The 10,437-nt window shown below is 71.4% G+C and carries 13 protein-coding genes; 6 read left to right on the top strand and 7 right to left on the bottom strand.

Features of this window, described 5'->3' with window-relative positions; translation table 11 throughout:
* Positions 1-168: 168 nt before the first annotated feature.
* Together OHA21_RS03325 and OHA21_RS03330 are read right to left on the bottom strand one after the other, a co-directional pair.
* Complete coding sequence (locus tag OHA21_RS03325; protein ID WP_328469989.1) at positions 169-456, bottom strand: hypothetical protein; 288 nt, start codon at positions 454-456, stop codon at positions 169-171.
* Between the two features lie 41 nt (positions 457-497).
* On the bottom strand, positions 498-1,889 hold the full coding sequence (locus OHA21_RS03330) for an MFS transporter (protein ID WP_328469990.1): 1,392 nt from the start codon (positions 1,887-1,889) through the stop codon (positions 498-500).
* 66 nt (positions 1,890-1,955) lie between these two features.
* Between OHA21_RS03330 and OHA21_RS03335 the strand changes: the two genes are divergently transcribed.
* Complete coding sequence (locus tag OHA21_RS03335; protein ID WP_328469992.1) at positions 1,956-2,504, top strand: TetR/AcrR family transcriptional regulator; 549 nt, start codon at positions 1,956-1,958, stop codon at positions 2,502-2,504.
* A gap of 69 nt (positions 2,505-2,573) precedes the next feature.
* Here OHA21_RS03335 and folP read toward each other — a convergent pair whose 3' ends face one another.
* Entirely contained in the window at positions 2,574-3,374 is an 801-nt protein-coding gene (gene folP, locus OHA21_RS03340; protein ID WP_442875150.1) for a dihydropteroate synthase, read from the bottom strand.
* Positions 3,375-3,634: 260 nt separating this feature from the next.
* Here folP and OHA21_RS03345 point away from each other — a divergent pair, with 260 nt between their 5' ends.
* The 5 genes from OHA21_RS03345 (at position 3,635) to OHA21_RS03365 (ending at position 7,317) form a co-directional block, all read left to right on the top strand.
* Entirely contained in the window at positions 3,635-4,441 is an 807-nt protein-coding gene (locus tag OHA21_RS03345) for a hypothetical protein (RefSeq protein ID WP_328469996.1), read from the top strand.
* A complete protein-coding gene (locus OHA21_RS03350; protein WP_328469998.1) occupies positions 4,438-4,845 on the top strand; it encodes a phage holin family protein in 408 nt (135 codons plus the stop codon). The genes OHA21_RS03345 and OHA21_RS03350 overlap by 4 nt, the downstream gene beginning before the upstream one ends.
* Complete coding sequence (locus OHA21_RS03355; protein ID WP_328469999.1) at positions 4,821-5,450, top strand: DUF3618 domain-containing protein; 630 nt, start codon at positions 4,821-4,823, stop codon at positions 5,448-5,450. Before OHA21_RS03350 ends, OHA21_RS03355 begins: the two co-directional genes overlap by 25 nt.
* Positions 5,451-5,533: 83 nt before the next feature.
* Positions 5,534-6,490 carry a TIGR03557 family F420-dependent LLM class oxidoreductase gene (locus tag OHA21_RS03360; protein WP_328470001.1) on the top strand — a complete coding sequence of 319 codons (957 nt, stop codon included), beginning with the start codon at positions 5,534-5,536 and terminating at the stop codon, positions 6,488-6,490.
* Entirely contained in the window at positions 6,487-7,317 is an 831-nt protein-coding gene (locus OHA21_RS03365) for a glycosyltransferase family 2 protein (RefSeq protein ID WP_328470003.1), read from the top strand. Before OHA21_RS03360 ends, OHA21_RS03365 begins: the two co-directional genes overlap by 4 nt.
* A gap of 310 nt (positions 7,318-7,627) precedes the next feature.
* Here OHA21_RS03365 and OHA21_RS03370 read toward each other — a convergent pair whose 3' ends face one another.
* Genes OHA21_RS03370 through OHA21_RS03385 form a run of 4 tightly spaced genes read right to left on the bottom strand, consistent with a single transcriptional unit; the run spans position 7,628 to position 10,279 of the window.
* Positions 7,628-7,921 (bottom strand): hypothetical protein, encoded by a 294-nt coding sequence (locus tag OHA21_RS03370; RefSeq protein WP_328470005.1) that lies wholly within the window; start codon positions 7,919-7,921, stop codon positions 7,628-7,630.
* 35 nt (positions 7,922-7,956) lie between these two features.
* Positions 7,957-8,133: a hypothetical protein gene (locus tag OHA21_RS03375; RefSeq protein ID WP_328470007.1), complete on the bottom strand. Its 177-nt coding sequence runs from the start codon at positions 8,131-8,133 to the stop codon at positions 7,957-7,959.
* Positions 8,117-8,875 carry a nucleotidyltransferase domain-containing protein gene (locus tag OHA21_RS03380; protein WP_328470009.1) on the bottom strand — a complete coding sequence of 253 codons (759 nt, stop codon included), beginning with the start codon at positions 8,873-8,875 and terminating at the stop codon, positions 8,117-8,119. Before OHA21_RS03380 ends, OHA21_RS03375 begins: the two co-directional genes overlap by 17 nt.
* A gap of 18 nt (positions 8,876-8,893) precedes the next feature.
* Positions 8,894-10,279, bottom strand: coding sequence for an aldehyde dehydrogenase family protein (locus tag OHA21_RS03385; protein WP_328470011.1), 1,386 nt, complete (start codon positions 10,277-10,279; stop codon positions 8,894-8,896).
* Positions 10,280-10,437: the final 158 nt, after the last annotated feature.

Below are 10,437 nucleotides of genomic sequence, written 5' to 3' on the forward strand. Positions count from 1 at the left end.
TCGGAGGTCCGGCACACGCGGCTCTTCGCGGCGCCGGGGAGCGGGCACGACGGGATGAGATGGAGCCGGCGAGGACGGTGCCGGCTGCCCCGAGGTTGCCCACGACGGCGCGGAATTGAAGGTCATCGTTGCAGCCATGTTGCGGGAGTGCAACAGGCGAAATTCCTATCAGGACGCCGACGGGCGCCGCCGGACGCTCCAGACCGCGGCGCCGACCAGGACCGCCAGGGCCGCGCCGCCCAGGACGAGCAGCCAGGTCACCGGCGGCGCTTCGCTGTTCGCCTCCTTGTCGTCGGGGGTCGCATCCGCGGTCTGGGAATGCGCCACCGGACTTCCCGAGCGCGACGAGCCGGCCCCGGCAGCGAGCGCTGCCGGGGCCGGCGCCATCAGGATCACCAGTGTCGCGGCGATGGCCAGGGCGAGTTGACGTCGTCTGTTCGCGAATGAGTACGTCACGTCCTGAACAACGTTGATCGCCGTCAATCGGATCAGCGTGATCAGGACGATCGTGGCAGGCGGGCGGCGACCAGCGCGCCGACCGCGATGACGGCCGAGCCGGTGAGGACCGCGGGGACCAGGCCGTCCACAAAGTCCTGGTGGGAGGCGAAACTCCCGTACGTGCTGAAGATCGAGGAGAGCGCCGCCACGCCGGCCGCGATGCCGAACTCGCGGATCGTGTTGTTCGCGCCGGAGGCGACACCGCGTTCGGCCTCGCTCACGCTGGCCAGGGTGACCGTGCTGATCGGGGCGAAGGTCAGGCCCATGCCGATGCCGGCCAGCAGGAATGCGCCGACCAGCCGGCCGTAGGTGACGTCGGTCGTGGTGGCCAGGCCGATCCAGAGGATGCCGCCGGCCAGGAAGACCTGTCCGGCGACGATCAGGTTGCGCATGCCGAGGCGGGCGCCGAAGATGCCGGCCAGCGGGGCGACCACCATCGGGGCGGCGGTCCACGGCAGGGTGCGCAGGCCCGACTCGAGCGGGCTCAGGCCCTGCACCACCTGGAAGAACTGGGCGAGCAGGAAGACCGAGCCGAAGGCGCCCGCCGAGAAGGTCAGGGTCACGACGTTGACCAGGCTGAACGAGCGGGACTTGAAGAGGGTCAGGGGCAGCATCGGCGTGCGGTTGCGGTGCTGCCAGAAGAGGAACCCGGTGATCAGCGCGACGCCCGCGCCCAGCATGACCGGCACCCGGCCGCTGGTCCAACCGTGCTCGGGGCCGTCGACGACACCCCAGACCAGCAGCAGCATGCCGCTCGCGGAGAGCACCAGGCCGAGCGGGTCGAGCCGGCGGGCGCCGCCGCGCGACTCGTCGAGCGCGACGGCCGCCAGGACCAGTGCGAGGACGCCGATCGGCACGTTGATCCAGAAGATCCAGTTCCAGTCGAGGCCCTCGGTGACGGCGCCGCCGACGACCGGGCCGACCGCGACGCCGAGGCCGGTGATGCCGCCCCAGATGCCGATCGCGACGTTGCGCAGATGGTCGGGCACGGCCTGGGCGAGCAGCGTCAGCGACAGCGGTGCGATGGCGGCGCCGCCCAGGCCCTGCAGGGCGCGGGCCGCGGTGAGCTGCCACGGCTCGGCGGCGAGCGCCGCGCCGGCCGAGGCCAGCGTGAAGAGCGCGATGCCGGCCAGGAACATCCGGCGGCGGCCGAGGCGGTCGCCGAGGGCGGCGGCGGTGAGCAGGAAGGCGGCAAAAGGCAGGGTGTACGCGTTGACGAACCACTGCAGATCGGTGATCGAGGCCCCGAGGTCGGTACGGATCACCGGGAGCGCGGTGCTGACGACGAGATTGTCGAGCGACCCCATGAACGTCGGGATGCCGACGGCGGCGAGCACGAGTGCCAGCGGGCGGGTCCGGACGGCGGGCCGTTCGGGAGCGAGAGTGGTCACGACTTCCCCTAAGTTGTTATCCACTGATAACTAAGCACCGTAAGCATTGACTGATAACATGTCAACGTGACTCCGCGGACCCGTCTCACTGCTCAGGAACGCCACGTCCAGCTCGTGGCGGCCGCCCTCCAGGCCTTCGCCGAGGGTGGTTATGCCGGGACCACCACCGACCAGGTGGCCCGGCTGGCCGGCGTCTCCCAGCCGTACGTGGTGCGCCTCTTCGGCTCCAAGCAGGAGCTGTTCCTCGCCACCATGCGCTACGCGGGCGACCGGATCGAGGCGAAATGGCGGGCCGCCGCCGCGGGCGAAGCCAGCCTGGCCGCCCTCGGCCGGGCGTACGAGGACCTGCTCGCCGAACGCGAGTTGCTGGTCGTGCTGCTGCACGGGTATGCCGCAGCCGGCGACCCGGTGATCGGCGACGCGGTGCGCGACTGCTACGGCCGGCTCTACGACGTCGTGCGCGAGCTGACCGGCGCGACCCCGGAGGAGATCCGCGAGTTCTTCGCGATGGGCATGCTGATCACCGTGCTCGGCGCGATGCGGGTGCTCGGCCCCGACCCGGTGCCGCTGCCGCCGTGGGCGACCGAGCTTCTCGCCACGTTCCCGAGAGGCTGACTCACCACGTTCCTGCAGGCTGACTCGCCACGTTATTGCAGGCTGACTCGCCACGTTCCTGCAGGCTGATCAGTCCATGTTGTGCCGGGTGTAGGCGGGCTCCCGCCAGCCCAGCATCGCCTCGGTCATCCGTACCGCGTCGACCGCGGCCCGCACGTCGTGCACCCGCATGATCCGGGCGCCGCGCAGCAGGCAGAAGACCACCGTCGCGATGGTCCCGGCCAGCCGTTCCTGCTGGGGGCGGTCCAGGGTCTCGCCGATGAAGTCCTTGTTGCTGAGCGCGGCCAGCATCGGGTAACCGATCGCGGCGATCTCGTCCAGCCGCCGGGTGATCTCCAGCGAGTGGTACGTGTTCTTGTTCAGGTCGTGGCCCGGGTCGATGATGATCTGGTCCGGGCGTACCCCGCGGGACAGCGCCAAGGCGACCTTCTCCCGGAGGAACGCGCCGACCTCGGCGGTGACGTCGCCGTACTGCGGCTTCGGGTAGAGGGTGCGCGGCGCGGCCAGGCTGTGGCAGATCACCAGCTGGGCGCCGGTGCCGGCGACCGCGTCGGCCATCGCCGGGTCGCGCAGCCCCGAGGTGTCGTTGACGACCCCGGCGCCGGCCTTGATGACTTCACGGGCCACCTCGGGGCGGAACGTGTCGACCGAGACCACGGCCAGGCCGTCGGCCGCCTCGACCACCGGCAGCACCCGGTCCAGTTCCTCGGCGACCGACACCTCCGGGCCCGGGGCGAACGGCACGCCACCGATGTCGATCCAGTCGGCCCCGTCGGCAGCCGCGGCACGGACCGCCTCGGTCGCCTTCTCCAGCGCGAACGTGCGGCCGCGGTCGTGGAACGAGTCCGGCGTACGGTTCACGATCGCCATCACGACGGCCCGGCGGGAGAAGTCGTAAGTCCGGCCGCTGATGACCCGCGTACCGCTGTGCTCGCTCACGGGACGGACATTAACAGTTGGCCCCGAAGGGCCTTTCGTGAAAGAGACTCGTGAGTACGGCGTACCCCTGATCTGCGGTTTTATGAATTTGCCTTTTAGCGCCATTCATCACATCAGGAGAGGAATCGCGACCGGAATTCCGGGGTAGCTCAGGGCCGTGGGCACAACGGCCAACACCCCTTGGAGGAACCATGAGTGACGTCTCCCCGGCCGGCCGCGCGCCGGACCCGGCGTACCCGGTCGACGTGCCGCCGCAGACGGCCTACGACCCGGAGTTCCCCACCACCCCGGCGGTTTATCAAGAGCGCGCGGGCGCTGAGCAGTCCAAGCCGCGGCAGGTGGCTGAGCAGGCCCGCGAGTCGGCCGGTCAGGCCGCCAGCGATGTGAAGGACACTGCCAAGGAGCAGGTGCAGCGGGTCGGCGCCGAGGCGCGCGACCAGGCGCGCACCGTCGCCTCCGAGGTCCGCGGCAAGCTCGGTGACCAGGCCCGGAACCAGAACCAGCGGCTCGTCGGCGGGATCCGGCAGGCCGCCGACCAGCTCGACGAGATGCGCGGGGAACGGCAGGACTCGCCGGCCGCCGCGGTCGTCTCGCGGGTCGCCGAGGGTGGCCGGCAGTTCGCCGACTACCTGGACCGGCACGGCCCGGACGGTGTGCTGCGCGAGGTCGAGGACTTCGCCCGGCGTCGCCCCGGCGCCTTCCTCGCCACCGCGCTGGCCGCCGGCTTCGTGGTCGGGCGTCTAGGCAAGAGCATCGCCAAGGCCGACGACACCGCCGGCAAGCCGGACACCGACACGTTCAGCTCCGGCGCCACCACTTCCGGGTACGGCGTTCCGCCTGCGCGGGAGAGCTTCCCGGGCGATCCGGCCGTCGAGCGCGTCGCCGGCTACGACACCGAACCGGTCGGGTACGTGACCCCGGCCACCACCGAGTACGCCGCCACCGGCACCGGCACCCCCGCGGTGGTCGACGAGACGTACCCGGAGCGCCGGTCATGAGCTCCCCGTACCGCGATGAGCAGGTCGCCGAGACCTCGATCGGCGACATCATCGGCAACATCAGCAACGACCTGTCGCAGCTGTTCCGGCAGGAGGTCGCCCTCGCCAAGGCGGAGATCCAGCAGGAGGCGACCAAGGCCGGCAAGGCCGCCGGAATGCTCGGCGGCGCCGGTTTCGCCGGCTACCTCGCCATCGTGCTGTTCAGCTTCGCGCTGGTCTTCGGCCTGGGCGAGGTCATCCCACTCGGCTGGGCCGCGTTCATCGTCGGCCTCGTGTGGGCCGCAGTCGGTGCCGTTCTCTATGTCAACGGCCGCAAGAAGCTCAAGACCGTCGACCCGGTGCCGCGCCGCACCGCGGAAACCCTGAAGGAGGACGCGCAATGGCTGAAGAACCCGACCGGCTGAGGCAGGACATCGAGAACACCCGGGCCACGCTGACGCGCGACGTCGACCTGCTGGCCGAGAAGACTAGCCCGCGCCAGGTCGCCCGGCGGCGCTGGACCGCGGTGAAGGAGAAGGTCATGGGTACGACCGAACAGGCGCGCTACACCACCCACGAGAAGACGTCGCAGCTCAGCGACAAGGCGTCCGACCTCGGCGACAAGGTCAGCGGCAAGGCCTCCGACCTGAGCGACAAGGCCTCCTCGAAGGCGCACGACGCCGCCGACGCGGTCCGTTCCGCGCCGCGCGCCGTCGCCGGCCAGACGCAGGGCAACCCGGTCGCCGCGGGCATCATCGCCTTCGGTGTGGGCCTGCTGGCCTCCTCGCTGATCCCGGTCACCGACGCCGAACGCCGCGCCGGACAGCAGATCAAGGACCACAGCGGCGAACTCACCGACAAGGTGAAGGACGTGGCCGGCGACCTCAAGGACGACCTCGGCGGCACTGTGCAGCAGGCCGCCGGGCAGGTCAGGGAGACCGCTCGCGACGCCGCGCAGACCACCAGGGAGACGGCGACCTCGAACGCGCAGGACGTCCGCGACCAGACCAAGCAGGCAGCGACCTCCTGAACCCTCCCCAAGGCGAGGACGGACCGGCCCGGGCCGGTCCGTCCCCGCGTTTGTTCGCCCGGGACGGGGGAATCGGCAGCACCATGAGAATCGGATACAAGCTCGCCGCCGAAGGATTCGGCCCCAAGGAGCTCATCCGGCAGGGGATCCGGGCCGAACAGGCCGGCTTCGACTTCGTCGAGATCAGCGACCATTACCATCCGTGGCTCGATGTGCAGGGCCATTCCCCGTTCGCGTGGAACGTCCTCAGCGCGATCGCGGTGCAGACCCGTACGCTCGGCCTCGCGACCGGCGTGACCTGCCCCACCGTGCGGTACCACCCGGCGATCATCGCGCAGGCCGCCGCCACCCTGGCGATCATCTCGGACGACCGGTTCACGCTCGGCGTCGGCTCCGGTGAGCGGCTCAACGAGCACGTCGTCGGGCAGGGCTTCGGCAGCGTCCGGGAACGGCAGGAGCGGCTGCGCGAGGCCCTGGAGATCATCAAGCTGCTCTGGCAGGGCGGCTACCAGTCGTACGAGGGCAAGTATCTGCAGCTCGAGGACGCGCGGGTGTTCGACCTGCCGGACCGGCTGCCGGACATCGCGGTCGCCGCCGGTGGCCAGGCCGCCGCCGAGCTGGCCGCCACGCACGGCAGCGGGCTGTTCGCCACCGAACCCCGCGCCGACCTGGTCTCCACGTTCACCGAGGCCGGCGGCAGCGGCCCGAAGTACGCCGAGGTGCCGGTCGCGTGGGCGCCCACCGAGGAGGCGGCGCTGGCCGAGGCGCACCGGACCGCCCGCTGGTCGGTCACCGGCTGGAAGGTGATGGCCGAGCTGCCGAACCCGGTCAACTTCGAGGCGGCGTCGGCCACGGTCACCCTCGACGACGTCCGCGAGCAGTTCACCGCCGGCCCGGATCCGGCACGGTACGTGGAAGCGGTCCGGTCCTATGTCGATGCCGGTTACGACCATGTCGTGCTGATGAACGTCGGCCCGGACCCGGACGGGTTCCTCGACTTCTTCGACAAGGAACTGCGGGAACGGCTGCAGTCCCGGTGAACGACCAGGTGACCGTCGTCGTGGCCACCCGCAACCGGCGGGACCGGCTCTTCGAGACACTGCCGGAACACGCGGCGCCGGTGATCCTGGTCGACAACGGGTCCGACGACGGCGGGCCGGAGGCGATCGCGACGGCCTTTCCCGCCGTCGAGGTGGTGCGGCTCGGCGAGAACCGGGGAGCGGCGGCCCGCAACGAGGGAGTGCGGCGGGCGGGGACCCCGTACGTCGCTTTTGCCGACGATGACTCGTACTGGACACCGGGGTCGCTCGCCCGGGCCGCTGCCCTCCTGGACCGGCACGACAAGCTCGGGCTGGTCACGGCCAGGGTTCTGATCGGCCCGGAAGGCCGCCTCGACCCGGTCTCGGCGGCCATGGCCGCCGCGCCGATCGGCACCCCGCCCGGCGCGCCCGGGCCTTCCGTGCTGGGCTTTCTCTCCTGCGCGGTGGTGGTCCGGCGGGAGGCGTTCCTCGCGGTGGGCGGTTTCGAGCCACACCTTTTCGTGTACGGGGAGGAAGCGCTCCTGGCGATGGACATGGCCGCCGCGGGCTGGTGGCTGTGCTACGACGAAGCCCTGGTCGTGCGGCACTTTCCGCAGCCCGCCGGCCGCGACGACGGCGCCCGCCGGCGCATCGAGGCCCGCAACCGGATGCTCACCGCGCTGCTGCGCCGCCCGCCGGCCGTGGTCGCCCGCACTCTGGTGTCGGCCGCGCGCGACTCACCGGCGGCAGGCTGGGACGTGCTGCGTGCGCTGCCCTGGGCGCTGCGCCACCGGCGGCGCCTGCCTCCCGCCGTGGAGGCGAACCTGGCCCGCCTCCCGTCCGGCTAGCCCACTGTTGGCCCGGCTGGCGCTCAGGGTCGTCTTCCGAGGCGCGCACCAGCCCGCCCTCCCTTTCGATCCAGCCGAACCCGCCCCGGCCGGCAGAACACCGCGCGCGGCGGCCGACGCTCTCCGGCGGGAGACCTTCCGAAAAACGGCCACACCCACAGCGGGTGTACCTACACCCGCCACGGGTGTGCCGGCGTTCGGGAACCCATACGTCACCGGGGCCGCCCGACCTGCCCGTCGAGTGGCGCCCCGGCCCGCCGGGTGGCGCCGAAGGTGGGTTCTCGGACGCTGCCCTGACCACGAAAGGTGGCTATCGGCGGCTGTAGCCGGGGATCTGGTTGCGCTGGGTGGAGCTGGCGGCCCAGTGCGTGATGTCCAGCAGCGCGGCCAGGATCACCCAGAACCAGTCCCAGTTGGACAGCCCCACGCCCGGCCGGTAGAGGATCACGTAGATCAGGGTGGCGAACGGCAGGAAGATGATGCCCAGCAGCGGCCAGATCCACGAGCCGAACGCGGCGCTCACCAGCGCCGGCCGGGCGATCCAGATGATGAAGAGTCCCAGCCTCGGGAAGACTCCCGCGAAAAGTGCGAACAAGCAGCCCATGGCCGGATTCTCGGGCCGCGGTGCGGCGCCGCGGATCACTCGGGGCGGATGAGAATCTGCTCGCGCAGGATGTCGGCGTGACCGCAGTGCCGGGCCAGTTCACGCGCGGTCGCCTCTCGGGCCGCCGCGCAGGCCTCGCGGTGCGCCCGGCGGATCGACGCGATCGTGTCGGAGTCCTCCAGGACGAAGCTCTCGTCAGGGGTCTCCGGCATGCCGATCTCGGCGCGCGACCGGCCGGTGACCGACTCGAAGACGTCCGGCATCAGCGCAGCTTGCCATGATCAGGTCGAGGTCGGTGCCCCAGCTGTCGAGGACGTCGCTGTGACCGTGTCGGCGGGCCAGGTCGGCGATGGCCGGGAACAGGCGCAGGGCACCGGTCGGCAGGTCGGCCGGCGTGAGTAGAACGTTCCAGTCGCCGGGGAGCGGGTGGGTGGACAGCTCCCACGGCAGGTACTTGTTGTACGGCCGCAGCCGGCCGTGCAGCGCGAAGACGGTTTCCAGCAGCCAGGGGACGGCCTCGATCTCGTCCAGATGTGCCAGCGGAGGATCGCCGTCGCGGCGGCTCTTGACCGCCCGGTAGAGCTGGTTGACGTACGCGTCCAGCATCGCCCGGGCGGCCTCGGTGGCCTCGGCGGGAGTCGGCACGGCCTGGCGCTCGACCAGGGCGGCGATGCCCCCGTCGAGCCGGTCGAGCAGGACCCGCGCGCCGCGGAAGCCGTAGCGGCGCCGCTGCACCGACGTGTCGGCGAGCGCCTCGACCGTGCAGACGGTCTCGTCCAACTCGGCGTTGCGGACCCGGTGCTGCCAGGGGTCGTCGAGCTCGGCGAGCACGATGGTCACGTCGAGGTCGGAGTGCGCGGTGGCGAGACCCCGGGCGTGCGAGCCGGTCAGGATGACCCCGCGCACGCCCGGATCGGCAGCCGAGCCGGCCAGAACTCGTTCCAGCAAGTCCATGCCGACATTGATATCGCTTTACCAACCGGACGGGGGCGCCTCGATGTGTACCGCCTTGGTCACGGTCATCTCGTCGAGGAGCTCAGGACCGTACCCGAAACCTTGGCCGGAACCGCGGCGCGGATGCGCGGCGCCACCGGGCGCACCGCCGAACACCGCGTTGATCTTCACAGTGCCGGCCGGCAGCTCCCGCCAGGCCTGCTGGGCGTGGCTCATCGAGGTGGTCAGGACCGTGGCGGCGAGCCCGTACGGCGAGTCCGCCGCCCGCGCCAGCGCCGAACCGAACGAGTCCACCGTGACCACCGGCGCCACCGGGCCGAACGTCTCCTCCCGCACCACCGCCATGTCGTCGGTGCAGTCGGCGAGGACGGTCGGCGGATAGAAGGCGCCCGGCGCCTCCGGAACCGTCCCGCCGCAGAGCAGCCGCGCCCCGTCCCGGACCGCCGCCTGCACCTGGGCGTCGACGCCGTCGCGCAGCCGCCGGTCGACCAGCGGCCCGATCTGCGACTCCCACTGCGCGGCCTCGGCAACCAGGGCCTCGAGGAACGGCGCCGCCACGTCCCGGTGCACGTAGACCCGTTCGACCGCGACGCAGATCTGCCCCGAGTTCACGAACGCCCCGAGGGCCACCTGCTGTGCCGCCCACTTCGGGTCGACGCCGCTGTCGACGATCACCGGGTCGCTGCCGCCGTTCTCCAGCAGCGCCTTGGCGCCGGAGACCGCGCAGGCCGCGGCGATCGCCCGTCCGGTGGCGGTGGATCCGACGTGCGCGACCACGTCCACCTCGGCGGCGGCCAGGGCGGCGCCGACCGGGCCGTCCCCGTTGACCAGGTTCAGCACGCCCTCCGGGAAGTGCGGGGCGAGCAACTGGACGAGCCGCCAGCCGGTGGCCGGGGTGCGCTCGCTCGGCTTGTGCACCACGGTGTTGCCGGTGACCAGGGCGGCGCCGAGCAGGCCGCAGGAGACCGCGACCGGGTCGTTCCACGGGGTGATCACCGCGACCACGCCCCGCGGGCCGTACGCCATCAGGTCGATCGCCTCGTCGTTGCCGGCCAGGGCGCGACCACGGTGGACCGGGCCCAGTTCGGCGTACTGGCGCAGGGTGCCGACACCGGCCGCGATCGAGTCGCGGGCGCCGTCGACCGGCTTGCCCATCTCGGCGGACATGATCTCGGCGAGTTCGTCCGCGGCTGCCTCGACCGCGTTCGCCGCCGCGTGCAGAGCGGCGGCGCGGGCCGCGGGCGCGGTCCGGGCCCAGCCCGGTGCGGCGGCGCGGGCCACCTTCACCGCTGCGGCCACATCGGCTTCGGAAGAGACGTGTACGCGCGACACCGGCGAATCGTCCCGGGGATTCAGAACAGTCAGGGTCCGGCCGTCGCCGCCGGGCTGTTCAACCTCATACATGGGGCCAGTCTGCCCACACTGCATCGCATGAAACGTTGACTCACAGCAAAGATCCCCTTCCGGACGGTAACGATCAGTGCAGGTGGTGGTGCCGAAACCGCAATAAACCGGCCGTTCAGGAGAAGTCGATGATCATGTGAGTAGACGCAAAATACCGG

This window comes from Actinoplanes sp. NBC_00393 (assembly GCF_036053395.1).
Taxonomy (GTDB): Bacteria; Actinomycetota; Actinomycetes; order Mycobacteriales; family Micromonosporaceae; genus Actinoplanes.